This window comes from Pseudodonghicola flavimaris, assembly GCF_030164425.1.
In the GTDB taxonomy this organism is placed as follows: Bacteria; Pseudomonadota; Alphaproteobacteria; order Rhodobacterales; family Rhodobacteraceae; genus Pseudodonghicola; species Pseudodonghicola flavimaris.
This window is the reverse complement of sequence record NZ_JASNJD010000001.1, coordinates 505,035-527,866: the sequence shown is the minus strand read 5'-3', so window position 1 is coordinate 527,866 and position 22,832 is coordinate 505,035. Positions and strand designations below refer to the sequence as shown.

At 63.8% G+C, this 22,832-nt stretch carries 34 protein-coding genes and 1 tRNA gene; 16 read left to right on the top strand and 19 right to left on the bottom strand.

Annotated features, from left to right (window positions below; all coding sequences use genetic code 11):
- Window positions 1-67 precede the first annotated feature (67 nt).
- Complete coding sequence (locus tag QO033_RS02545) at window positions 68-256, top strand: type II toxin-antitoxin system HicA family toxin (protein WP_284479346.1); 189 nt, start codon at window positions 68-70, stop codon at window positions 254-256.
- Between the two features lie 51 nt (window positions 257-307).
- Window positions 308-706: a type II toxin-antitoxin system HicB family antitoxin gene (locus QO033_RS02540; RefSeq protein ID WP_284479345.1), complete on the top strand. Its 399-nt coding sequence runs from the start codon at window positions 308-310 to the stop codon at window positions 704-706.
- Window positions 707-974: 268 nt separating this feature from the next.
- On the opposite strand, the gene QO033_RS02535 is transcribed toward QO033_RS02540, so the two are convergent.
- The 11 genes from QO033_RS02535 to QO033_RS02485 form a co-directional block, all read right to left on the bottom strand.
- On the bottom strand, window positions 975-2,552 hold the full coding sequence (locus QO033_RS02535) for a calcium-binding protein (protein WP_284479344.1): 1,578 nt from the start codon (window positions 2,550-2,552) through the stop codon (window positions 975-977).
- A 133-nt stretch (window positions 2,553-2,685) separates the two neighbouring features.
- Window positions 2,686-3,366, bottom strand: a complete 681-nt coding sequence (locus tag QO033_RS02530; protein ID WP_284479343.1) for a hypothetical protein — start codon at window positions 3,364-3,366, stop codon at window positions 2,686-2,688.
- 70 nt (window positions 3,367-3,436) lie between these two features.
- Window positions 3,437-4,060 carry a hypothetical protein gene (locus QO033_RS02525; RefSeq protein WP_284479342.1) on the bottom strand — a complete coding sequence of 208 codons (624 nt, stop codon included), beginning with the start codon at window positions 4,058-4,060 and terminating at the stop codon, window positions 3,437-3,439.
- Window positions 4,057-4,884, bottom strand: coding sequence for a helix-turn-helix domain-containing protein (locus tag QO033_RS02520; RefSeq protein ID WP_284479341.1), 828 nt, complete (start codon window positions 4,882-4,884; stop codon window positions 4,057-4,059). Before QO033_RS02520 ends, QO033_RS02525 begins: the two co-directional genes overlap by 4 nt.
- Before the next feature lie 11 nt (window positions 4,885-4,895).
- Window positions 4,896-5,507, bottom strand: a complete 612-nt coding sequence (locus tag QO033_RS02515; RefSeq protein ID WP_284479340.1) for a hypothetical protein — start codon at window positions 5,505-5,507, stop codon at window positions 4,896-4,898.
- A 71-nt stretch (window positions 5,508-5,578) separates the two neighbouring features.
- Complete coding sequence (locus QO033_RS02510; RefSeq protein ID WP_284479339.1) at window positions 5,579-5,935, bottom strand: hypothetical protein; 357 nt, start codon at window positions 5,933-5,935, stop codon at window positions 5,579-5,581.
- Entirely contained in the window at window positions 5,935-6,336 is a 402-nt protein-coding gene (locus QO033_RS02505; RefSeq protein WP_284479338.1) for a RusA family crossover junction endodeoxyribonuclease, read from the bottom strand. The genes QO033_RS02510 and QO033_RS02505 overlap by 1 nt, the downstream gene beginning before the upstream one ends.
- Window positions 6,336-6,845, bottom strand: coding sequence for a hypothetical protein (locus QO033_RS02500; RefSeq protein ID WP_284479337.1), 510 nt, complete (start codon window positions 6,843-6,845; stop codon window positions 6,336-6,338). Before QO033_RS02500 ends, QO033_RS02505 begins: the two co-directional genes overlap by 1 nt.
- A 62-nt stretch (window positions 6,846-6,907) precedes the next feature.
- Window positions 6,908-7,078: a hypothetical protein gene (locus tag QO033_RS02495; protein ID WP_284479336.1), complete on the bottom strand. Its 171-nt coding sequence runs from the start codon at window positions 7,076-7,078 to the stop codon at window positions 6,908-6,910.
- 132 nt (window positions 7,079-7,210) lie between these two features.
- Window positions 7,211-7,480, bottom strand: a complete 270-nt coding sequence (locus QO033_RS02490) for a hypothetical protein (protein WP_284479335.1) — start codon at window positions 7,478-7,480, stop codon at window positions 7,211-7,213.
- Window positions 7,477-7,668 (bottom strand): hypothetical protein, encoded by a 192-nt coding sequence (locus QO033_RS02485; RefSeq protein ID WP_284479334.1) that lies wholly within the window; start codon window positions 7,666-7,668, stop codon window positions 7,477-7,479. The genes QO033_RS02490 and QO033_RS02485 overlap by 4 nt, the downstream gene beginning before the upstream one ends.
- Between QO033_RS02485 and QO033_RS02480 the strand changes: the two genes are divergently transcribed.
- On the top strand, window positions 7,649-7,939 hold the full coding sequence (locus tag QO033_RS02480; protein WP_284479333.1) for a hypothetical protein: 291 nt from the start codon (window positions 7,649-7,651) through the stop codon (window positions 7,937-7,939). The two genes, QO033_RS02485 and QO033_RS02480, sit on opposite strands and share 20 nt — an antisense overlap.
- 5 nt (window positions 7,940-7,944) lie before the next feature.
- Here QO033_RS02480 and QO033_RS02475 read toward each other — a convergent pair whose 3' ends face one another.
- A complete protein-coding gene (locus QO033_RS02475; protein ID WP_284479332.1) occupies window positions 7,945-8,409 on the bottom strand; it encodes a hypothetical protein in 465 nt (154 codons plus the stop codon).
- A gap of 77 nt (window positions 8,410-8,486) precedes the next feature.
- Complete coding sequence (locus QO033_RS02470; protein ID WP_284479331.1) at window positions 8,487-8,726, bottom strand: hypothetical protein; 240 nt, start codon at window positions 8,724-8,726, stop codon at window positions 8,487-8,489.
- Between the two features lie 83 nt (window positions 8,727-8,809).
- Between QO033_RS02470 and QO033_RS02465 the strand changes: the two genes are divergently transcribed.
- The 3 genes from QO033_RS02465 (at window position 8,810) to QO033_RS02455 (ending at window position 10,649) form a co-directional block, all read left to right on the top strand.
- Entirely contained in the window at window positions 8,810-9,478 is a 669-nt protein-coding gene (locus QO033_RS02465) for a S24 family peptidase (RefSeq protein ID WP_284479379.1), read from the top strand.
- 101 nt (window positions 9,479-9,579) lie between these two features.
- Complete coding sequence (locus QO033_RS02460; protein WP_284479330.1) at window positions 9,580-10,374, top strand: calcium-binding protein; 795 nt, start codon at window positions 9,580-9,582, stop codon at window positions 10,372-10,374.
- 53 nt (window positions 10,375-10,427) lie between these two features.
- Window positions 10,428-10,649, top strand: coding sequence for a hypothetical protein (locus QO033_RS02455; RefSeq protein WP_284479329.1), 222 nt, complete (start codon window positions 10,428-10,430; stop codon window positions 10,647-10,649).
- Window positions 10,650-11,106: 457 nt separating this feature from the next.
- Here the strand turns inward: QO033_RS02455 and QO033_RS02450 are convergent, their stop codons facing one another.
- A complete protein-coding gene (locus QO033_RS02450) occupies window positions 11,107-12,138 on the bottom strand; it encodes a serine/threonine-protein kinase (RefSeq protein WP_284479328.1) in 1,032 nt (343 codons plus the stop codon).
- Window positions 12,131-12,604, bottom strand: a complete 474-nt coding sequence (locus QO033_RS02445; protein ID WP_284479327.1) for a hypothetical protein — start codon at window positions 12,602-12,604, stop codon at window positions 12,131-12,133. The genes QO033_RS02450 and QO033_RS02445 overlap by 8 nt, the downstream gene beginning before the upstream one ends.
- Before the next feature lie 610 nt (window positions 12,605-13,214).
- On the opposite strand from QO033_RS02445, the gene QO033_RS02440 reads away from it, so the two are divergent.
- The 10 genes from QO033_RS02440 (at window position 13,215) to QO033_RS02400 (ending at window position 18,303) form a co-directional block, all read left to right on the top strand.
- Complete coding sequence (locus tag QO033_RS02440) at window positions 13,215-13,409, top strand: hypothetical protein (protein ID WP_284479326.1); 195 nt, start codon at window positions 13,215-13,217, stop codon at window positions 13,407-13,409.
- Entirely contained in the window at window positions 13,409-13,672 is a 264-nt protein-coding gene (locus QO033_RS02435) for a hypothetical protein (protein ID WP_284479325.1), read from the top strand. Before QO033_RS02440 ends, QO033_RS02435 begins: the two co-directional genes overlap by 1 nt.
- On the top strand, window positions 13,672-13,971 hold the full coding sequence (locus QO033_RS02430; protein ID WP_284479324.1) for a hypothetical protein: 300 nt from the start codon (window positions 13,672-13,674) through the stop codon (window positions 13,969-13,971). The genes QO033_RS02435 and QO033_RS02430 overlap by 1 nt, the downstream gene beginning before the upstream one ends.
- Window positions 13,971-14,942: a PD-(D/E)XK nuclease-like domain-containing protein gene (locus QO033_RS02425; protein ID WP_284479323.1), complete on the top strand. Its 972-nt coding sequence runs from the start codon at window positions 13,971-13,973 to the stop codon at window positions 14,940-14,942. Before QO033_RS02430 ends, QO033_RS02425 begins: the two co-directional genes overlap by 1 nt.
- Complete coding sequence (locus tag QO033_RS02420; RefSeq protein WP_284479322.1) at window positions 14,939-16,036, top strand: AAA family ATPase; 1,098 nt, start codon at window positions 14,939-14,941, stop codon at window positions 16,034-16,036. Before QO033_RS02425 ends, QO033_RS02420 begins: the two co-directional genes overlap by 4 nt.
- A 66-nt stretch (window positions 16,037-16,102) precedes the next feature.
- Complete coding sequence (locus QO033_RS02415; protein ID WP_284479321.1) at window positions 16,103-16,324, top strand: hypothetical protein; 222 nt, start codon at window positions 16,103-16,105, stop codon at window positions 16,322-16,324.
- Window positions 16,300-16,962 carry a hypothetical protein gene (locus QO033_RS02410; RefSeq protein ID WP_284479320.1) on the top strand — a complete coding sequence of 221 codons (663 nt, stop codon included), beginning with the start codon at window positions 16,300-16,302 and terminating at the stop codon, window positions 16,960-16,962. The genes QO033_RS02415 and QO033_RS02410 overlap by 25 nt, the downstream gene beginning before the upstream one ends.
- Window positions 16,959-17,156 carry a hypothetical protein gene (locus QO033_RS02405; protein ID WP_284479319.1) on the top strand — a complete coding sequence of 66 codons (198 nt, stop codon included), beginning with the start codon at window positions 16,959-16,961 and terminating at the stop codon, window positions 17,154-17,156. The genes QO033_RS02410 and QO033_RS02405 overlap by 4 nt, the downstream gene beginning before the upstream one ends.
- Window positions 17,153-17,428: an excisionase family DNA-binding protein gene (locus QO033_RS25275; protein ID WP_407682083.1), complete on the top strand. Its 276-nt coding sequence runs from the start codon at window positions 17,153-17,155 to the stop codon at window positions 17,426-17,428. The genes QO033_RS02405 and QO033_RS25275 overlap by 4 nt, the downstream gene beginning before the upstream one ends.
- Window positions 17,311-18,303, top strand: coding sequence for a tyrosine-type recombinase/integrase (locus QO033_RS02400; RefSeq protein WP_407682085.1), 993 nt, complete (start codon window positions 17,311-17,313; stop codon window positions 18,301-18,303). The genes QO033_RS25275 and QO033_RS02400 overlap by 118 nt, the downstream gene beginning before the upstream one ends.
- A gap of 52 nt (window positions 18,304-18,355) precedes the next feature.
- Here the strand turns inward: QO033_RS02400 and QO033_RS02395 are convergent.
- The 4 genes from QO033_RS02395 to QO033_RS02380 all read right to left on the bottom strand — a co-directional run bounded on the left by QO033_RS02395 (window position 18,356) and on the right by QO033_RS02380 (window position 22,674).
- Window positions 18,356-18,431, bottom strand: a tRNA-Val gene (locus QO033_RS02395).
- A 132-nt stretch (window positions 18,432-18,563) separates the two neighbouring features.
- Window positions 18,564-20,891, bottom strand: a complete 2,328-nt coding sequence (locus QO033_RS02390) for a xanthine dehydrogenase family protein molybdopterin-binding subunit (RefSeq protein ID WP_284479317.1) — start codon at window positions 20,889-20,891, stop codon at window positions 18,564-18,566.
- Entirely contained in the window at window positions 20,884-21,357 is a 474-nt protein-coding gene (locus QO033_RS02385; RefSeq protein ID WP_284479316.1) for a (2Fe-2S)-binding protein, read from the bottom strand. Before QO033_RS02385 ends, QO033_RS02390 begins: the two co-directional genes overlap by 8 nt.
- A 12-nt stretch (window positions 21,358-21,369) precedes the next feature.
- Window positions 21,370-22,674, bottom strand: a complete 1,305-nt coding sequence (locus QO033_RS02380) for a cytochrome c (RefSeq protein ID WP_284479315.1) — start codon at window positions 22,672-22,674, stop codon at window positions 21,370-21,372.
- Window positions 22,675-22,832 lie beyond the last annotated feature (158 nt).

The following is a 22,832-nucleotide window of genomic DNA, read 5'->3' as shown; positions in this document are numbered from 1 at the left end:
AAATACACACCCTTACTTGCTAACGGCAGATAGTGTGTATATAAGTGTTCATGAAAGGGGGGGGGCGATGGAGCTAGAAACAAACTCACGAAAGCTCCTGAAGGTTCTAAAGAAGGCAGGCTTCGAGGTGGTCTCGGTTAATGGCGATCACCACAAACTACGGAAAGGGGATCGAACAGTGATCCTACCTCACCCAAAGAAAGACCTGCCCATAGGAACCGTTAGGAACATCTACAAACAGGCCGGGCTTCTTTAGCCCGGTCTACCTATCGCCCCTCTACGAGTTGATTGATTGGAGAGAATGAGCATGCGCTACTATACCGCTATCGTTCACCGCGACGAAGACAGCGCCTACGGCCTGACATTCCCGGACCTTCCCGGCTGTTTTGCAGCCGCCGATAGCTGGGACGCGATTCCGGCTGCCGCCGCCGAGGCCCTCGACCTTTGGTTCGAGGATCAGCCTGACGTCGAGCCCGCGTCGCTGGACGAAATTCGCCGCCGCCCCGAGATTGCCGAGGAACTGGCGCAGGGCGCCGTTATGATGCCGGTGCCTTACATCCCGGCCGATACTGCCCTAGCCCGCGTGAACATCTCGCTTGAGCGCGGCCTCCTGCGTGCCATCGACGAAACCGCCAAGGCGCGTGGGATGACCAGGTCTTCGTTCATCGCCTCGTCCGCTCGGCGGGAGTTGGTCGGGGCTGCCTGAAACTGTTCGGCGGCCTTCCACCACCCCGGCTATCGGGGGCCGCCGCCTACCTGTATGGCGGCCCGGCACGTCACGTCGGGGCCAGATAGCTTCCCCTGTGGATGTGCCTAAAACGAGAAACGCCCGGCGGATTTCTCCTCCGGGCGCGGAAACTCTCGATTTTGTCAAACGTGCCAGTTTGGGTAGTGGCTGTCAAGCGGAAGGCTAGATCCATGAATGAAGTTAATCGGCCAGACGATCAGCCATCCACATAGGTCCTGTTTCTAGATCAGATCAGGACGATATCGTCGATGATCGCGGTCTTCGAGGATATGCCCTCCAACAGGACGCTGTCCTTGTCGCTGAGGTGGATCAGCAGGTCCTCGCCAACGATCTCTGCGTTCTTCTCGATAAATTTGGCCTTGGTCATGATGCCCAGATAGTCTGCGGACAGCTTGAGAACATCCTTATCGTCTTTGAAATCCTTGATGACATCGGCGCCGCTTCCCAGTTCGAACACGAAGGTATCGCGCCCGGCGCCCCCCACCAGCGTATCGCGGCCGGCGCCACCGATCAGAATGTCCTTCCCCGCCTGCCCGACGAGGCGATCATTGCCCGCGCCACCCTGAAGCGTGTCATTACCGCCGCCACCGAGAATCCTGTCTGCACCGGCCTGCCCGTCCAGAAGGTCACGCCCCAGGCCGCCCTTGATCACGTCCCTTCCGTCGAGACCACGAATGGTGTCGGCACTCCGCGTTCCCGTCAGCCGGTCGTTGTTCGAGGTGCCGTAAACCTCTCCGTCAACCGTGACCGAAACAGTGTAATCGGCATCCCCATCGCCGTAGTAATCGTAATCGTCATCATACACCCCCCGCGCCTTGACATAGAAGGTGCCAGTTGTATCTGGCGTATATTCGAAATTCACATATTGATAGGAGTCGTTATAGTAAATTTCACGTCCCTCATCGTCGAGTAGCCCCAACCCGAAAGCCGCCCCGGTCAGGGCTTCCCATGCATTGGCGAAAGCAAACTGATAGGTGACCCCTTCAGTCAATTCGATCCGATAGACATCGGTGTCGGCAAAATTGGGATGGAAATATCCTTCGAGAACTTCACCCACGTCGATCTCGGCGTTAGTTCCGATCGACCCCGGTACATTTTCGAACGAACGGATGAAATACTCAGTATCGTAAGAACGGGCCATACTTGCCTTGACGAAATACACGCCGGTCTTTTCAGGCGCATACCCAGCATAGTAGTCTCCATCTCCCCACGACACCACCTTGCCATCGCGATCAACGATCTCGAAGCGGCCAAACAGCGTACTGTAATACCCCTGAGGCTCCAGGTTAAAAACGTACTCCTTGCCCGCTTTCAGGCGAACCTTGATCCAGTCTGAATCACCAGCGTTGCTCCCGAACTCCTCCCAGACGCCATCGTAACGTCCCCCGGAAGCTGCCATTTTCGTCTTGGTATTCTCGTCGCTGCTTTCTTCCCGCGCGAGCACAATCCGATAATTCCCGGTATCCCCATACTCGCTCCCGACCTTGATATAATATGTACCGTCTTTCTGGCCGAGAATGCGGGCGAAATCGCTGCCCTCCGGATGAGAGCCCTCGACGTTGTAGACCCCCATACGCTCCCCGGCCTCATCCACGATCTCAAAGCCCTTGCGGTCGATGCCCGCCGAAGCACTGTCTTTCTCCAGCGTGAGTTGGATGTTGTAACCGTAGCTCCCGTCCAGATCGAGCTTGATCCAGTCGATATCCCCTTCGGTGATCGTACCGCGAAACGTATCGCCCATTCGGACCACATAGTCCGTGGCCTCTGAGGCCACCGCATCTTCAATCTCTCTCACAATCGTCATTCCGCACTGGTCTCCACGAGCAACATAAATAAGAATCTATCTAACACGTTTGTTGCTTCCTCAGATCACGTCAACATGACAACCACTTTCGATGCCCTTCAAAGGCCTCAACAAGCTCAGAAAGTCAGTCAAGTCATCGATTGCCGTGACGCCCCCGCCAAACCATCCGCCGCCCCTTCACCCCGTCGCTCACACACCGCAGCGCCGCCAGCAGCCCCGGCACGTCCCTTGCCTCGGCATCATCCCAGACCACGCGCTTGGCCTCGCCCATGGCGGCCTTGTCCGTCCACCCCAGCCATCCCTCCAGCTGCATGTAGGCGCTGACGGCCTGGCGGGCGCGGTCCTCCGGCGTCCGATCATCCACCGGCGGCGTCTCGGCCGTGGCCTCCATGCGCTCGATCGGCACCAGCAACCGCAGACAGACCGCATGGCGCCGCGGCGCGCCGATTGCGGCGTCATAGGCTGTCACCACCCGCCTCATGTGCTGGATAGCGTCCCAGAGCTCCAGGCGCTCCGCATGGCCCTCCACGGCGCCCGCCATGGCCCGGCCAGCGCGGCAGCCCCACCAGGGCGACCGGCTGTCGCGCAGGTTCGCCGCGTTGGCCGAGACCCCGCGTTGCCGGCAGCGCGCCTTGAGCGCCACTTTGTCCGCCCCGCGCTCCTCGGCCGGCCGGTGCTTTTGCCCGTTCTTCTGCCGCTTCGGTGTCGCGCCGATCTCCGGCAGCCCGAGCGGGTTGTCCCGCTTCGCCTTCTTCGCCCGGCGCCTGGCGGCCTTACTGTAGGCCCGCCCCTCGATCTGCTCGTGCTTGCTCATGCTCGTTCCTCGTTCCTGATTTTCCGGGCCTTCGCGTTGTGATTACAAGGAATGGCCGAATTGCTCCCGCTCACGCCGCCCACCCTTCCGGCGGAGTGACCCGCTTGTCCGGGACGTCGGCCGGGCGCTTCTGCGGCGCGTCGCTGCGCTGGTGATGCACCCGCTTGGCGGCCTCGTGGCGCGCCTTCGCAGCATCCTCCCAGGCCCGTGCCCCGTCCTCGCCGTACATCGCCTTGCGCTCCAGGAACGCCGCGCTGCGGTAGCGCTCCATCGTCTGCCGATCGACCTGCCCGGAGACGATCAGCTCGACGGAGGCACGGCCGTAGAGCCAGCCCTCGCCGACCGGCTCACCTCGCGCCATCCGACCAGCAGCGACCGTCGCCGCCGAGAGATCGGGGCTGTCCCGGCGCGGAGCGTCCCGCAGCTCCTCCTTGCGGATGTTCGAGCACACGGAGCCGATCTCTGCCTTCGTCGGCCAGGCCCGGGTTTTCATCTGGTACTCCAGCCGGTCGAGCACCCGGCGCACCCAGGGCCCTGCCTCGCTCCCCGGTGAGAACCGCAGAAGCACCCCGAGCAATGCCTCGACCTCGTCCTGCTGGGCCCTGGCATTCTCGCGGATCGACGCCGGCGGGGCGTAGCGCTCCAGCCAGCGGGCGAAAATCTCGGTGATTTCGGCTTTGTGCAGGGCGCTCATTCGCGAATGCTCCCATCGTCGTTGAATTTTTCAGGGTCGAGTTTCCACAGGTGGACCGGCGAGGCCCGCCTGGGGGGCTGGCCGGAGGGCGTGAGGTGCAGGCCCTTGGCCGCGGCAAAACCCTGCATATGCCGCGTGAGCACCTTCGGTCCGTTGGCCGCCGCCCCATGGGCGCGCATGTTGCCGACCGCCACCTCGATGATTTCCTCCGGCGTGAGGCCCAGGTCAGTCTGCCACTTGCCCACGATCACGATCGCGTCCGGCGTCGCCCAGTACCTCGGGACGATGCCGGCAACGTCGAAGCCAAGCGCATGGGTCAGCCGCTGGACCATGTCCGGCGCTGGCTGAACCGACACCGGTCCGTCTGACGGACCCGTCCGGCTCCCGGACCGGCCTCGCGCGCACGCGTCCGCCGCTTCCGTGACGGTTCCCTTGATGGTTCCTGACGGTTCGGGTGCATCTGCTGCGGGGTTTGCCCGCATCTCCTGCGGGGTTTGGGGTGCACCTGCTGCGGGGGTGCATTTCCTGCGGGGTGCATTTGCTGCGGGGTTTCCCCCGTCAAACGGTGCACCTACTGCGGGGTTTGCGCTCACGAAATACAGGTTCGAATTTCCTTTTCCGCCTCCGGGAACAATGCGGACATAGCCCTGCTCGACGAGCTTCCTGAGGTTCGTCTGGACGGCCCTCTCGCTGAGGCCAGTGCGCTGGCGCAGACGGGCGATGGACGGATAGCAGCGCCCCTCGTCGTCGGCATGGTCGGCGAGTGCGAGCATGATCAGACGCTCGGTGGGCCCAAGCGTCTGGCTCTCGAAAATGGCGGACATCAACCGAATGCTCACAGCAGCGCCCCCTGCCGGTTATCGACGCGATCCATGAACCGCATCTGCATTGGCACTTCTGCCCAGTCCCGGCGCCAGACGAACCAGGCGTTGCGCTGTGGCGGGCTGCCCTCGCCGGTGAAGTCGAGCTTCCAGCGCATCAGGTAGCAGTAGGAGAATGGATTGGCCTCCAGCAGCTCGCCCAGCCCGTTGGCGCGGGCCGCCGGCCAGTCCCAGGACAGGAGCAACGCCAGATAATCCCAGCCCGGCATCTCGAACGTGTGGCGCAGCCAGCGGCCGTGCCCGTCTCGCGCATTGATCAGGTTGTAGGGCGGGTTGGTGATGATCGCCCTGCCCCGGCTGCGCAGGCAGGTGAAATAGTCCGCCTGCCAGCTGTCCGGGCAGCCGCGGTCGATCAGATCGGAGGCGCAGCAGGGAATGCCCGCCTCGCGGATCGGGCGCACAAGGGCGCCGTCGCCGCAGGCCGGTTCCCAGACCGAGCCACAGGCCCGGATCACATCCCCGTCCTTTGCCAGCAGCGCGCGGATCGCGTCCGGTTGACCGGTCGGGTAGAAGTCATGATCCCGCCGCGCAGCCGGCCGTGGGCGTGGCGCCTTGGGAAGGTCCATCAACAGAGCCTGCCGGATGTCCACCGCCGGCTTCGCCCTGGTCGCGCGGAAGAGGCTCGCCGCCGATTGCGTCACGACGCCCTCCGCGCGATCTCGCGCTTATCCATTTGAGCCTGATACTCCATGGCGGCGCGCAGCAGCCTCCCCCGGGCAGCTGCCTTGCCCCGGCTAAGGACGTGCTGGACATGGCGCTGGTTGAACCCCAGCGCCCGGCTGGCGGCCGCCATGCTCGGAAACTCGACCTCGCCGATCTTGACCCGCTTCGGCGGACGGCCGCCGCGCCGGCTGGTCCGGTTTCCCTTCCCGAGACCAAGCGTGTCCGTTGTCCGCCTGGTGACGGCGCAATAGACCGTGGCGGGCGCCACACCGAGCGCCTTGGCGCACTCTGGGACGCTGTCGTAAATCTTTCCTCTGACCTCTACCCGCATCACAGCGCCTCCACCTGCACGAAGGTCGCGGCCTGCTGCCCCCAGCGCTTCACACAGCGCTCGTCCGCGACTTGACTATCATCCGCCCAGGCGATGCGGTTCAGCCCGTCCTTGATCGCCTTGAGCACATTGTCGGCATCGGGCTTTTGGGTGTGGAAACCGTTCACGGCCTCAGCCTTGCGTTTCTTCGTCCACGATTTCGGGATTTCGAACACCGCCACGACGCGCAACTTCACCGGACCCGCGATCGGGACCGGGAAGGACGGCCGCGCAATCTCCGCGACCTGTCGCTCGAAGCTGACGGTTTCCTTCGGCGTGTAGACCCGCGCGCGGCCGGCGACGACCGCAGCCTTGGGCCTTTGCTTGCCGAAGGGTTTCCCCGGAATCGTGAACTCGACCATCAGTCGAAGTCCTCGGGGCTGGGAAGACCAAGCGGCTCATCGCCGTCATCGTCCTCTTCGTCAGCGTCCCGCAACCAGTCCTTCTGATCCGGATCAGCCTCGGCCGGCCCCTGCTCTCCCATGAAGTCCTCGCTGTCGATCATGACCAACTGCACCATCGTGCCCACGTGATCGCCCAGGACGTTCCGGTTGTGCTCGATGTTGGCGCAGGTGATCTTGCCCTCGATCCCCTTCTCACCCTTGATCTTGACCTCGCCCAGCGTGACCACCGCATGCGGGAACTCGTGACGGGTCACCTCGCGGACGGCAGCGCGAACGATATTCCTCGCGGCCAGCTCGATGCCGTTGATGATTTCGGCCTGTTCGGCCTCGTTGCAGAGCGGCCAGCTTGTCTTCATCGTCTGGATGCGCAGCAGCATCGCGTCCCGGCAATCGCCGAACAGCGTATCGAGGTGCAGATCGGGCTCGGGTCCTTCCATGTCGTGGTGGATTTCAGCGTGGGCGTTCATGGTGTCCTCTTCGGGTTTCACTAGACGAGACCGGCGCCGCCCGGGCGCCGGCCGTGCTTTCGTCAGGCCGCAATGTAGGCTGCCTTGGCTTTGCCGTGCCCTTTGGTGCCGTCGCTCTTGATCAGCCCCTTGGCGACCAGGGCGCGGGCAGTGGCGACATGCAGAACCACCGGGCCGCCGGCCTTCTGGACCCGCTCGAGGGTGGATTTCTGGGCTTCGTTCAGATCGGACATGAGGTTTCTCCTTGGGCTGTCCTGCCGCTGATCCCCGCGGCCGGGATGCTGTTGCGCGAGCGGCGCCGTGGGTTGGGAAGGAGCGCCGCTCGCGCTTGCCGGCTTGTGTCGCCGGTCTTCGGAAGGACGGCCTCAGGCGGCCGCCTCCAATTCCGTGAGCTCGCGATCCATCCGCACACGCAGATCGGCAGAGCGGAAATCCCCGTCTGCGCGGGCGGAGGTGGTCCGGTACATCCCGGCCAAGCCTCGGCGGGCGGCGACGGCCCGGCACCGCTGCCAGCTCTCGCCGCTCAGCTCGGCCATATCCTCGAGCGTGCAATCGCCGCCGGTATCTTTGATCAGCCAGTGGATCTGGTAGGCGATGCGCTCGGTGCGTGGGTTCTTGATCGGGCGGCCCTTCATGCCGCGCCCTCCTCTTGATCTGAGGGCGAAGGCAACGCCAGTTCGATGTCCTGCCTGATCTCGACATTTCCGGATCTCGTGGACAGTGAAATCCTCTCGACTCGATCCCCAAACCCGATGAGAATATCCGCGAGAATTCCCCGACCTTTTTCGCGCAAGGATTTATCCATGATTTCCGTGTCAGACATTTTGAAACTCCTCGATGCGGTGCCGATCTGGAAAACGCTGAAAGAACTTCCGGCGCGGGTTGAGGCTTTGGAAAATCAGGTGGCCGAGCTGAAAGCAGCTTCCGAGAAGAAGTCCGGTGGAGAACGATGCCCAGCCTGTGGTGAATACGAACTGATGCGTCAAAGCACACAGCCGATGGATGGCGAGCTTGGCGACCTGGGCGGGACAATAGAAGTGTGGGCCTGCCGCTCCTGCGGGCAAACGGAGCGCAGGACAAATCTGCCGGGCTAATTCCCTCATGCCGCGCCCTCCGCCCTTGCGTTGATCGCGGAGAGGTAGGCGACCATCTGCGCGATCGCCTCTCGGGTCTCGCGCTCCGCCGCTTCGAGATTTCCTGCCGACCCGTGTTCCGCGGCCCGGGCCATTGCGGCGATCGCCTCGCCGGTCTCCTTGGCACAAAGGCTGGTGTGTTCGAACAGGCTGACCACCCTGCCCTCGGTGTCGATCGGCTGATAGACCCCGCCGGCCATGGCCGCGAAATGCTGGGCCAGCGGAACCGCTGCCGCCGGATGGGCCAGCGCCAGCCGGTGGAGATAGTTCACCCCCAGCCCGCCGGGCCGGTCGTCGCTCTCCTCGGTGGCGTAGGACAGCGTGGAGCCCCGGACGCCCAGGAAGTCGGCCACGTCCTTGTCGCGTTTCCCGGTCGCGTCGAGCGCCGCTCTCACCGCGCTCTGGGCGGTTCCGTAGCGAGGTCGCCTCATGTGAAATTCCTCTGCTCGTTTAGATGGACGGTTTTGCGGCCCCGGCCCAAGGTGGCCCCATGGGACAGAGAGGGTTTTCAGGCGGCTGCGTCGGCATCGTCGCTCGACGGGATGAAATCTCCCGGGGCGAGCTCGACCCCCTTCTCATTGGCGAGGTCCAAGAGCTTCTGGACATGCCGATACGGAATGAGGCCGTTTGTGCCGCCACGCTCGCGCGGGGCCTGCCACATGGACACTCGTGTGCGATGGATGCCGATGGCCTCAGCCACCGCCGAGGGGCCGCCGAGGGCCGAAATGATGCTGCTTGCAGGTTCCATGCCTGCATTGTAGCGATTTTAGCTACACTATACAACTGCCTTTGTAGCGAATTTCGTTACAGATGCTAATCTGCGTGGAAGATATGCTGTTCGGCGAGATGCACGCGCGAACACCCATATCAACGCCGCTGAATGAGTGGCTGATAGAAGCTCTGGCACACTCTGGCCTGAGCCAAACGGCGCTGGCAGAGCGTCTTGATGCGCGCGTCCCAAAGAAGATAGATCGCTCGATCATCAACAAGATGACGCTTGGAAAGCGAGTTATCTCCGCCGAAGAGATGCTGCTGATTTCTGAGATTACGGGATTTGCTCTACCGAGCGGCAAGCCTGATCAGCCTTCAATCTCCATCGCCGGCCAAGTCGGCGCCGGCGCCAAGGTTCCGGTCTTCGACGCCTACGAGAAAGGTGACGGCCCTCAGGTCGAATGCCCGCCCGGGCTCTCCCCGCACGGCATCGTCGCGGTCGAAGTGGTCGGGGACAGCATGGAGCCGGTCTACAGTGCCGGCGATCTGCTCTTCTACACCCGCGACACCCACGACGGCGTGCCCGAAGAAGCGATCGGCCACCGCTGCGTCTGCGAGGACGAAGCCGGCATGGGCTGGGTAAAGCAGGTAAAGCGCGGTAGCGAGCCAGGGCTGTTCAACTTGGTCTCGTTGAACCCCGGCGCTGACAACATGCATGACGTGCGGCTCAAGTGGGCCGCGCGGGTGCGACTGCACTGGCCCGCGGAGTTGGTTAGGAAGGTGAGCTAGAAAGGCTTGAGACACAGCTTGTTCCCACGAAAAAGATTGACCCCTAGGGAAAAGTGATTTGGTATAGCGGAAATGTATATCTGGTATGGTTGAGTGAAATTATGAAAGTAATTTTGAAAAACGGCATTGGTGACAGGCTGGATATTGCCCCAGACCTTTTTGGCTTTGGAGTTGATACTCCAGATGGGTTGGATGCCGCTCGCGTCGGGCGGAAAGATGTCGGAGATGGTGTCTATCGCTACGCCTTCAAGATCGATGGGGATGACACTGTAGCGACAGCATTGGTGTTCGCCGATACCCCTCGGAACAAAGCTGAGTTTGAGGCTGGTGATTGGGGTGTTTGGCTGAAGAGTATCGTCTTCAAAGATGACGCTGGAAAGCAGCTTGCCAGCATGACTGACATCGATTGGGGAATAGCCCCATTTAAGTTTAAGACCGTCTCCACATACATCGAACAGACGGCGGAAACCTGGACACCATGGCTGGCCGGCGATGACAAACTATCCGGAAACAGGCATGACAACCTGATCAATGCTGGGGATGGCGACGACACACTGAATGGCGGCGGCGGCCGCGACACCTTGATCGGAGGCGCCGGGAACGACATCCTCGACGGCGGACGCGGGAGAGACACGCTCACCGGCAGCGATGGGGCTGACGCATTCATATTCAGCAAAGGCTACGGCAAGGACACCATCACCGACTTTGAGCTCGGCGTGGACACGCTGATCCTGGATCATCACCTCTGGAAAGGTGACCTGACTGAGCGCCAAATCGTGAACAAGTTCGCATCGTTCGATGGCGACGGCATCCTGTTCGACTTTGGCAGGCACGAGCTGAAACTCGAAGGCATCTTCAACGCCAAGACCATCATCGACGATATTCAGATTGCATAGCGCACCGTCCGTGTCCGCCTGCACTGGCCGGCGGAGTTGGTGAGGAAGCGGTAATGCCTGAAGATAGCGCCCGCATCGCCGCTCTCGAGGCCCAAGTCGCCGAGTGCCGCCGGGCGGCGCTGGAAATCATCCTCGGCCTGACGGACGGAATCGCACGTACAGACGAGGGGCGCCTTGAACTGGCTAGAGGGTTTGAGGCCGCCGGAAAGGCGGCAACCGGGGAGCTTGCCGCGCTGTCTCGCATCGTGGCTTCGGCGCTGAGGGTGCCGAGATGATGGGTGAACCGGCGGAGTAGGTGAGGAAGGCGTGAACGGCCCGAAGCAGACCTTGGAGCCTTCTTTCGAGAGAGGCCGCTTGGAAAGATAGAACAGCCGTTATCCACCAATCGATCAACTGTGGCCTCTTTGATGTCGTAAACCAGATTCACTTCTGGGTTATTCTGACCCGCTACCCTTTTAAAATTTGCTACCTGCGACTGTTCTGTGTATGTTCCTACACATAAGGGAGAACCAACGATCCAACGGGTGCGATCATGAAGGCTTTGCGCTTACCAAAGTGCAGGTTCTGCGGACGTGTGTGGCATCCACAAGAGGGTGTCGTCGCCTCTAAGAGCTTTTGCAGCGCCTGTAGCGGCGACCGACGCGAACTCGCTATCAAAGCCCTTGGTGCGAAACCGCCAGTCAGGACTCCTGATTTGGGGCCTTACGTTTTGCCGCCGAGGCGCCGCGCAGTTTAGGGTCGCAGGAAAGCCTCTAGTTCTCTGATCGCAACCTTCGACCCAACTTGACCGTTTGAGCCACCAAGCGTGCGCGGTCGGCCAGCGCCAACGGGTTCGCTCCACGCTCGCCAATCGTGGCGACGAGCAGAGTTTCGATTCCATTCGACCTGTATGATGCGCCCGCCTTGCTGCCGGCGCCAACGGACCTGCTGTCCATCAACCTCACATTGCCAATCAGGTTCGACGGGCAAGCCAGCGAATGCCGCCTGCACCTGCGCCACATTCTGGCAGCGGTGATCGGTATCGTCATGAAGCATGGCCCGAATTGCACGACGCCAACGCTGCGGGATATTCGGGAGCCACTTAAGTGTATCGCGGAACCCGCCATCAGCTATCACCATTCGCGGTGGTCTAGATTCAGCGTACCATGCCTCCCCATGAAGGAGGCGATACAGAGTCATACCGAGCGCCCAGATATCCGACTTCGCGCTCGTTACCCCGTGCTCCCAGAACTCAAACGCCAAATGATCAGAATACCCGGCCCCAACCGCGTAGCCATGCAGCAGCTCGTCCGTGACTAGGCCAAAGTCGCCAAGTCGCGCGACACCGTTTTCGTCAATCAGGATGTTGCCCGGCTTGATGTCGCGGTGGATCATCCCGCGCGCGTGGAGAGCGCCCAGCCCGAGTAGGACCTCCGTTCCCGCCTTTCGCACCTGAGACAGTCTCATTGGACCTGCTTCGTATGGAGCTTGCAGCGACCCACCAGCACACAACTTCATGCAGTAGCGGATGCTCTTGCCGTCCGGGCTTTCGCCCAGGTGATACACCGGCACGACGTTCGGGTGCTCTGCGGCTGCGAGGTGCTGTGCCTCTCGCAAAAACTCGGCTTTGGCGGCATCCCAGTCAGCGTCGGTTTGATCCTCCTTTTGAGAAATGATCTTCACAGCAACATTGCCATGAACCTGGTCAACCGCAGCATGAACGTCGCCGAACTGACCACTACCGATGTGATCTCCTATCTGGAGGTTTGCGACGTGATTATTCATTTCGACCGCTCTCAGCCAAAAGCATAATCGCGGCCTCTCGACTGCCTACACGAAGTTCTTCGCCGGTAAAGTGAGTCATCCAGAATGCGTCGTCTTTTGCGTATTCGTCTACCTTCCGATCACCGAAATTCCTGCTAAGCGCGGCCTTCGAGAATTCTTTCACCTCGCAAACCGACGCCGCTGCGCCTTTGATGACGCCCCTCAACTCCGCGCTTCGCAGGTGGCCGATTTTGGTGGCCCCGAGTGACACTGCGCTGGCCTTGATCAACACCTTCGTAACACCATTGGCACGGAGGTAGTCGTGGCATTGTTGGCCAATCACGTTATAGGCGGCCGCGCGATCACCACCTTGCATTTTCCAAGTGTCATCATTCTGAAGAACGAGCTGACCGGCATCGGGAACTTCGGCGTCAACCACTATGACCTTGTCGCCACTCACGACAATTCCTACCCATCGTTTTGTCATCTGCTCGCTCTTTCATTCTCGATTACCTGCACGGAACTTAATAGCCGAACTTTGGTGTTCGTGGAAGGTTCTATCCAGCACACCTACGGCCTTTCACCTCAATGCTTTGCTCGGTGAGTGCTGCAGGCCAAGGAGCATTTCATTGGGTCAAATATGCTCTCGTTGCTAAGCGGACTTCGGAGGCATCCGCAGCGAAAGTCGGCTCCCCGCCCTCAGTGCACGGTATTTCCATCGGCCTTTATGCCCCTCGCCACCAGATCAACTGCCCCGCCCCTGTGCGCTGGTCGTTCTATTTGCCATCAGACCGCGCGGCGGGGATCGAACCCGCAGACGGTCTCCCGGTCGTTTCCCTGATCAGGTGCCCCATGCCCCATACAGGGTTCGCGCCGCCAGACAGCACCGGGGCCGATCCCCGGCATGGGTGGCATAGCACGGCTCAATTTCCATTTGTAGCGATTTAAGCTACATTCTCCATTGCGTTACGTTGCGAATTTCGCTACATATCTCCCCACACACCCCGCCGAAGACCCGCCCAACCCGGCCGCCGAGCCAACGGGTCGCAGATCGCGGGACCACCGCCGGGCACCCGGCGCCCATGAGGGAGAGACAGATGACCACCATCCAGACCACCCAAGTGACCGAGAGCCACGACGGCGCGGTGATCCCGCTGCCGGCGGTGATCGGCCACAGCCGACCGACCGGCATCCGCACCGTGTTCCCGCGGGGCGCCTTCGACCGCGAGCTGCAGCGCGACTGCGAGGCGGACGGCGCCAACCACTTCGCCCAGCCGCGCGAGGTGGCGTGATGGATGGCGGCTTCTACGACGGCGGCTACGTCGATGACCTGCGCGCCCGGGCGGTGCAGGCCGGCATCGAGCAGCTTGAGCGCCCTACCCCGGCAGAACGCGTCGATGCCAGGATGCGCGACGGCATGCTCGCCCGGCTCACCGGGAAGCGCTGGATCGACCGGCAGCCGCTGATTGACCAGGTGCTGTTCTGGGCGGTTCTGGCGACATGCCTGATCGGTGGCGGGCTGCTGTTCGTGCGCGCTGTCGGGAGGTGGCTGTGATGGCGATCTACCACACAGACATAACCCTCTGCCCGTCCGATGGCGGAGAGTTGCCTGACGTGCCGGTGACAGTGGATTACGACGCCCGCTGGCAACCTGCCGAGCCGGACGTTGGGATCTTCACCGGATACCCTGAGGTTGAGGGCCTTGAAATCACCACCGTTCAGATCGGCGGCTGGAAGGCGGGCCGCGTCGAACTGGTCGAAATGTGCGGCGAGGAAGAAGTCGATCGCCAGGAAGAGCTGATCGCCGAGCGGATCACCGAGGACCTGATGACCGGCGAGATGGAGGCGGCGTGATGAACGCGATGACCGAAACCATCCTCGACCGCCCCGGCATCTACGAGCTCGACGGAGAGACCTATCACCGCGACCCGGCGCCTGCGCCGTCGCTTTCCTCCACGCTGGCGAAGCTGATGCTGGCGCAGTCCCCGCTTCACGCCTGGACCGCGTGCCCGCGGCTCAACCCGGAATGGGAGCCGGTCGACAAGAAGACCTTCGACATCGGCCGGGCTGCGCACCGCGCCATCCTCGGCAAGGGCGCTAACTATGTGCCGATCCCTGACGAGCTGTTGGCCTCGAATGGTGCCGCCAGCACCAAGGCCGCGAAGGAGTTCATCGCCTCTGCGCGGGACGCTGGGGCGACACCGCTGAAATCCGCCGAGGTCGACGGGATCGAAGCCATGCGCGCGGTTGCCCACGACCGGCTCGCCGGGATGGGCGTCAGCCTCGACCCCGCCCGGTCCGAACTGGTCGCGCTGGCCAAGATCGATGGCATCTGGTGCCGGGCCATGTTCGACAATGTGCCGCTGGCCGCAGGTGCGCCGATCTACGACCTCAAGACCTGCGAGAGCGCGGCGCCACACGCCTGCGAGCGCGCCATCCTGAACTACGGCTACGACGTGCAGGCCGAGCACTACCGGCAGGTCTGGAAGGCAGCCACCGGCGAGGACCGCCCGTTCCGCTTCGTCTTCCAGGAGAAGAGCGCACCCTACGAGGTCTGCGTGGTCGAGCTTGGCGACGACAGCCTGATGATGGCCCGCAAGAAGATCGCCCGCGCGCGTGAAATCTGGCGCATCTGCCTGCGCGACGACCACTGGCCGGGCTATCCGCCAGGCGTGCACCGGATCGATCTGCCGGAGTGGTTCCACGAACGATGGCTCGAGCGCGAGAGCGTTGAGGCCGATCACAAGCGCCGGACCGGCGCCGACATCATCGAAGCCGCCCGCCTCTGGCAGGCGCCCCAAGGCTACCAAGGAGCTGCAGAATGACCATCCGCTTCATCCCCGTCACCGAGATCAATGATCCGCTCACCCTGTCCATCGGGCTCTCCGGCGGCTCCGGCACCGGCAAGACCTATTCGGCCCTGCTCATGGCCCGCGGCATCGCGGAGACCGTAACCGGTCGCCCCGGCGCGCCCATCGGCTATGTCGACACCGAGAACCGCCGGGCCCTGCACTACAAGCAGGCTTTCCCCGAGATGATGCACTTCGACTTCCAGGCCGTGGACGACAGCGGAAAGGTCGTCGGCTTTGGCCCCGAGCGCTGGATCGAGGTCATCGACGCGGCCGAGGCAGCCGGCCTGCCGGTGGTGATCCTCGACAGCTTCTCCCACGCATGGGAGGGCGTCGGAGGCGTCCTGGACCTGCATGCGACCACGCTGGACCGGCTCACCCGCGGCGACGACAGCAAGAAGGACGCCCGCTCGCAGCTCGCATGGGCCGAGGTCAAGCCGCGCTACCGTCGCCTGATCGATCGCATCGTGCGCGCCAAGACCAACATCATCATCTGCACGCGGGCCAAGCCGGTGATGCAGGACTTCAAGACCGGGAAGAACGCCCGCAAGACCAAGACCCGCCGCGCCGATGTTCCGTGGGATCCCGCCGCCGACGGCGATCTGATGTTCGAGATGACCACCATGGTGATCCTCGACCCGGCGGCGCCCGGCTGCCCGGTCCACCAGATCAAGGTGGCAGATCAATTCAAGGGGCTGCTCGATCCGCGCCGGCCGATGGGTGCGGAGACCGGTCGCGCCATGGCCGAGTGGGCCAAGGGCCAGGGCGATGCGCAGAGGCAGAAGGAGGTCCTCGATCACGCCCGCGCCGAAGCCCGCAAGGGCAAGGAGGCGTTCACCGCTTTCTGGGCCAGCGATGAAGGCAAAGCACACCGCGCCCTGATCAAGACCATCATCGAAGAATGCCAGCGCCTCGCGGCGGAGGCGGACGCCGAAGCTGAGCGGGCTGATGACGACCCTTTCGCGGATACCGCTGAGCGTGGGGAGCCCACCGCCGAAGAGCTTGCCAAAGCTGAAGCTGAGGCCATGGCCGAGATCGAACGGCAGCATCGCGAAGCCGAAGCTGCCTGACCTTCCCCTTCGGTGACCGGCCCGCCCCCCGGGCCGGCATCCCAAGCGGAAACGATGGAGAGAACAATGAACGTCCGAAGTCGCATCAAGCACATGTCAGCGCCCGTCTTCGTCCGCATGATCAACCTCGCCACAGGGGTCCAGGAGAGCGAGGAGGTGATGGACCACGACAATCACCGCCACCGCGCCACGCTGGAGGGCCGCATGCATTGGGCCCTTCGCAACGGCCGAACGGTGACGGTCGGTCCGATGGAGGTGCCGGAATGCCCCGCCCCCTTCGCGTACTGATCGGCTGCGAGCGGAGTGGCATCGTCAGAAATGCCTTCCTCGCCCGCGGTCATGATGCGTGGTCCTGCGACCTCGAGGCCGCCGACGATGGCAGCAACCGGCACATCCGCTGCGACGTGCGCGAGCTGCTGGAACCCGGACGCTGGGATTTGCTCTGCGTCATGCATCCACCCTGCACCCGGTTGACCAACAGCGGCGTCCGCTGGCTGCATGTGCCGCCGCCGGGCCGGACCAAGGCCGAGATGTGGAAGGAGCTGGACGACGGCGCCGCGCTGTTTTCCGATTGCTGGACCGCGCCAGTGCCGCGCATCGCGGTGGAGAACCCGGTGATGCACCGTTACGCCAAAGAACGCATCCGCGATTTCGAGCCGGCGGCGCAGAGCGTGCAGCCTTGGCAGTTCGGCACCGACCAAGACGGCCCGGACAACGTGAAGAAGCGCACCTGCCTTTGGCTGCGCGGCCTGCCGAAGCTGGCCCCGACCGGCACACTGGACGGCACCACTGCCCGGCCGGAAATCCACCGCGCCAGCCCGGGACCGGAGCGCGCCCGTATCCGCAGCCGCTTCTTTCCCGGCCTGGCCGACGCCATGGCCGACCAGTGGGGCGGCTGGGCGATCGAGCAGGAGGTGGCGGCATGACAACCCCCACCACCTGCCGCCGCTGCGGCGCCGAGATGCTCCCAGGCGTCGCGCTAGCCCAGACGCTCACCGCCGGCGCGCCGGACTTCAACGGGTCGGACATCGTGACGCTTTCGGCCGACAGCGCGGGCGCGGTGATCGACTGCATGAAGTGCTCGGCCTGCGGGTGGAGCGTAACGGGAGGAGAGAAATGACCAGGCCGATGACGTTGGACATGGTGGCGGATCGCTGGCAGTGCAGCGCGGAGACCGTGCGCCAGATGGTCAAGCGAGGGGAGTTGCGCGGCTTCCGGGTCGGGCGCATGATCCGAATTCCATGGGAAGCGGTGGAGAATTACGAATGCCAGACATCAGCATCGGAAGATTGCGTGGCGGGCTCTGCGTCTATTGGACCGGCCCAGGCGGAAAGCGAGTGCGTCGTCAGCTTGCGTCACGCACCCGAAAGGAAGCGGAGGCAGAAGCCCTAGAGGTCTATCGGGCGGCCACCTATGCCAGCCGCCCAAAGGACCCGACCATCGCAGAAATATGGGAAGCCTATCGGGAAGACCTCGGCGACAAGCCAACCGCTACGACCATGGGATATACTGGGAAGGCGATCCTGCCGCACTTTGGCCACCTGCGGCCAGAAGATTTGACCAAGACCATGTGCCGCGCATATGACGCTTCTCGCCGAGCTGCTGGCATCTCTCAAGGCAGTATCCACACCGAGATCGGGCATCTCCAATCTGCGCTGAATTTCCACCTGGGAAAAGGCGCAGCGCCGACGCTGTGGCGTCCAGCAAAGCCGCAGACGGACAAGCGCATCCTGAATGCCGGAGAGGCGCGTGCGCTGATTGACGCAGCCATCGAACCACATATCAGGCTGGCGCTGATCCTGCTTCTTGGCACGGCCGGCCGGGTCGGCGCTATCCTCGACCTCACATGGGATCGGGTCGATTTTGAGCGCGGCAGCATCAACCTACGGCTGGACGATTCCGCCACCAGGAAAGGCCGCGCCGTGGTCCCGATGAACAGCAGCACCCGCGCCGCGCTCGACGTGGCGCACCGGGCGGCGCTGAGCGACCACGTGATCGAATATGCAGGGAGGCAGGTCGGGTCGATCCGCAAGGGGGTCCAGAGCGCCGTCACGCGCTCAGGAATCGGCCATGTTCGGATCCACGATCTGCGGCACACCGCGGCCGTCACGATGCTGGCGAATGGCATCCCTCTTGAAAAGGTGTCTCAGGTGCTGGGACACAGCAATACGTCGATCACATTCTCGACCTATGGCCGATACCTTCCGGAGCACATGCAGGACGCCGTGAACGTGCTGGACTTCATGAACCTGAAGACGCGGACTTAGGTTCAAACGACCTAGGAGCACTTCGTAAAAAGGAAGAATATCTTTTAAGATCTGGTGGGTGATGAGAGACTCGAACTCCCGACATCTTCGGTGTAAACGAAGCGCTCTACCAACTGAGCTAATCACCCGTGGCGCTCTGCTTACCCATTCCGGCTGGGGCGTGCAAGGGGCTGATGTGCCGATCTCGGCCGCATCTGCCAGCGCCCCCGTCCGGGCCGGGGCAAAGGGCGTTACGCCCCCTGCCCCGGCAAGGCCACGGGTCAGCTTTTCGCTGTCTCCAGCGCCTGGCGCACCGCTTCCGGCGTGATCGGCAGATGCCGCATCCGGATGCCCACCGCGTTGAAGATCGCGTTGGCGATGGCCGGGGCGACGACGGTGGTGCCGGGCTCACCCAGACCTGTCGGAACCTCGGTGCTTTCCACCATCTCGATCTCGATCTCCGGCGCGTCCATCATCCGCAGCGGCGTGTAGCTGTCGAGGTTGGTATCCTCGACCCGGCCATCGGCGAATGCGGTGCCCTCGTAGAGCGCCATGGAGACCCCCCACATGGCGCCGCCCTCGACCTGTGCCCGGGCGCCGTTCGGATCGACCACGGTGCCGCAATCGACCACCAGCCACAGCTTCTGCAGATCGATATAGCCGGTGGCACGATCCACCCGCAGCTGCGCCGCGCCGCCGACCCAGGTCGGCATCGACCGCGACTGGCCGTAGGTGGTGGCGAGGCCGATGGCGGTATCTGCCGGCAGATCGGTGCGGCCGTAGCCCGACAGCTCCGCCACCCGCGCCAGCACCGCCGCCTGACGGCTGGCGCCGCCGACCGCATTCGGGGCGGAACCGGCATTGCGGCCCGCTGCGGTGAAATGATCCAGCCGGAACTGCAATGGATCGGCGCCGATGTGATGGGCAGCCTCGTCCATGAAGCTTTCCACCGCGAAGTTGATCCAGCCCGGCGATACCGAGCGCAGCCAGCCGGGACGGAACACCGACTCTGCCAGTTCGTTCGAGATCGCCCGCGCCCGCTGGGCGCCGACCTCGTACCAGTGGTCTGCCCCGTCGGAGGCGAAGGGGTCGTAGGGCTCCCCGTTCACGCCCATCGGCATGAAACCCGGCAGCATGACCTTGGTCGGCCAGCCGGAGGCCACGGCGGTGTCCATCGCGGTGACGGTGTGATCGGCATCAAAGGCCATCTTCAGCCGTGACAGGGTCGGCGGGCGCACGGAATCGAAATGCACATCGCTTTCACGCGACATCACCATCTTGACCGGCGTGCCGCCGAGTGCCTGCGACGCCAGCGCCACCGGCACGATGTAATCACCGTTCAGACGCCGGCCGAAACCGCCCCCCAGCATGTAGCTGCGCATGATCACCTCGCCGTCGCCGACGCCGAGCGCGGTCTGGATCCACGGCAGGCAGAGCGATTGCCACTGGTTGCCGGTATGGACCTGCCAGACCCCGTCGTCGCCGAGAAACACCAGCGCGTTCAGCGGCTCCAGCTGGAAGTGCAGCACGGTCTGGGTGGCGTATTCCGCCTCAAAGGTATCCGCCGCCGCGGCAAAGACCGGATCGACATCGGTGTTGCCGGTATCGAGGATCGAACCGGTGGCCGGATCGTCGATCAGGCGCCTGTTCTCTGCCTGCAGCTCGGCCTCGCTAGCGCGGGCGGCGGCGCTGGTGTCATAGCTGACCCGGACCAGCCGGGCGGCCTTTTCCGCCGCCCAGTGGCTGTCGGCGATCACCATGACCCAGCCGGGCGCGGTGCCCGAGGGATCCTCCAGCACCAGGCTCTGGCGATAGCCTTTGACCGCCTTGGCGCCGCTGTCGTCGACGCCGGTGACCTTGCAGCCATAGCGGTAGGGCGGCAGGATCGGGGCGCCATGCAGCATCCCCTCGACCCGGGCATCGATGCCGTAGACGGTCTGACCGCTGGTCTTGCCGGCGATGTCGAGCGCCTTCAGCTCGCGCCCCAGCAGCGTCAGCTCCCCATGCGGTTTCAGCGGCAGCGCCGCCAGCTCGTCCTCGGTAAAGCTGCGGCTGATGCCGGCGCTGACCAGCTCGCCGAAACCGGCGCTTCTCTCGCCGGCGGTGACCCTGCCGTTGCCGACGGTGACCTCCTCGACCGTCACGCCCCAGAGCGCGGCGGCGGTCTCGGCCAGGGCGATGCGGCCGGCGGCCCCGGCCTGACGATAGACCGGCCAGCTCATCCACACCGACCAGCTGCCGCCGGTGACCATGAGGCCCCATTTGGGATCGGTATCGACATGGGTGATGTGGACGTCGTCCCAGTTCGCCCCCAGTTCATCGGCCAGAATCCGGGCGATGGCGGTGCCCACGTGCTGGCCCATCTCCGCACGGATGATGTTGACGTTGACCTTGCCGGCGCCGTCGATCCAGTACCAGATCGCCGGCTCGTATCTGGCGCCGGCGGCCTCCACCGGCACCCCGCCGGCCACGGCCGGATCCATCGCCGCCTGCCCCGATCTGGGGAAGCCGAAGACGGCGCCCGAGGCGCACATCGAAATCAGGAACCCGCGACGGCTGAGCTGCGGCAGCGGCGCCTTGTGCGGCGGAAAACGGCGATGCTCAGTCATGGGTCACCTCTTTGCGCAGGGTGGCGGCGGCCTCGCGCACGGCGGCGCGGATCCGGTTATAGGTCATGCAGCGGCAGAGGTTGCCGGTCATCACCGCGTCGATATCGGCATCGGTGGGATCGGGGATGTCGCGCAGCATGGCGGCGGCGGTCATGATCTGGCCCGATTGACAATAGCCGCATTGCGGCACCTGCAGCGCCTGCCAGGCCTGTTGCACCGGGTGCTGACCCTCCGGGTCGAGCCCCTCGATGGTGGTGATCTCGGCGCCGGCGACATCCTTCAGCGGCGTGATGCAGCTGCGGGTCGGACGGCCGCCGACGTGAACGGTGCAGGCACCACACATGCCGATGCCGCAGCCGTATTTGGTGCCGATCAGTCCGATTTCGTCACGGATCGCCCAGAGCAGCGGCATATCCGGATCGGCGTCGAGGCTGACCTGGCGTCCGTTGATGGTAAGCTCGATCATTTCTTAGTCCTCTCAATGGGTTCCGACATGGGCGCGGGTTTCTGCCACGGCCTTGTCGAGATCCGGCCAGGCCGGCAGATCGGTGCGGCTGGCGCGCAAATAGGCGGCGATGGCGGCGATCTGATCGTCGCTGAGCGCCTCGCGATAGGCGGGCATCACCACCCCCGCCGCCCCTTCGTCCGCGGCGACACCGTCCAGGATCACGTGGATCAGGTTCGACGGGTCCTCCATCCGGATGGCGGAGTTGATGCCAAGCTCCGGCCGCTCCGCCGACAGCGTCGAGGCGGAGGCGTTGTAATGGCAGGATGCGCAACTGGAGGCATAGAGCCGTTCGCCCAGATCGCGGCGATAGAGCGGATCGGGCGCCCCGGCCTTCAGGCTCGCCGCCAGAACCGGGCTCGTCGCCGGATCGCTGTCGGGCGCGCCGACGAGGTCGCCCAGGTAGGTGCCGATGGCGGCGATATCGTCCTGAGGCAGTTCGCGGATGCCGGCATGGACCACTGGCCCCATCGGACCGGCGGCCACGCCGTGATAGAGGCCGGCGCCAGCTGTCAGATAGCGGGTGAATTCCGCCGCCGTCCAGGGCAGCCCGGAGGGGTTCTCGGCGGTCAGCGCCGGCGCGGTCCAGGCATCGATGCTGGCGCCGGCGTAGTGCTGGCTGGCGATCTCCGCCCCGACGCGGTTGCGCGGCGTGTGACAGGCGCCGCAGTGGGCCACGCCCTCGGCCAGATAGGCGCCGCGGTTCCACGCCTCGGATTTCGACGGATCGGGCTCATAGCGGCCGAAATCGACGAAGATCAGCGCCCAGCCCGCCTGCAGGATCCGCTGGTTCAGCGGGAAGGGAATGGTCGGCTCGCGGGTCGCTTCGCGCACCGGCGCCACCTCGGACATCAGATAGGCATAGATCGCATCCACGTCCGCATCCGTCATCTTGGTGAAATGGTCGAAGGGGAAGGCCGGGAACAGATGGCGTCCCGCGCGATCGACCCCCTCCTGCATGGCGCGGCGGAAGGCCGTCGGCGACCAGCGCCCGATCCCGGTCTCCGCGTCCGGCGTCAGGTTCGAGGCATAGATGGTTCCGAAATCAGTCACCACGGGGTAGTTCCCCGCATAGGGCGCACCATCCTTGGCGGTGTGGCAGGTGGCACAATAGCCGGCCGCAGCCAGCACACGGCCCTTTTCGATGATCTCCGGGGGGAAGGCCGGTCGGTCGGCGGCGGCCATCTCCGGCAAGGGACTGCGATAGGCATAAACGCCGAACGCCCCCGCCACGACCACCGCTGCCAGGCCGAGAGCAGCGAGTTTGGATTTTAGCATGTGGCATCAATCTCTTCTGAACGTGTGAGCCTTTGGAACAGGCGATCCGTTCTGATGCGCGCCACCGGGGCGGGAAAACAACCGCGCCCCGGGCGGGGCCGCGAACTGTCGCAGAAGCACTGTATCACAAATGAGACGTTTTCGCGATGTTTCTCAAC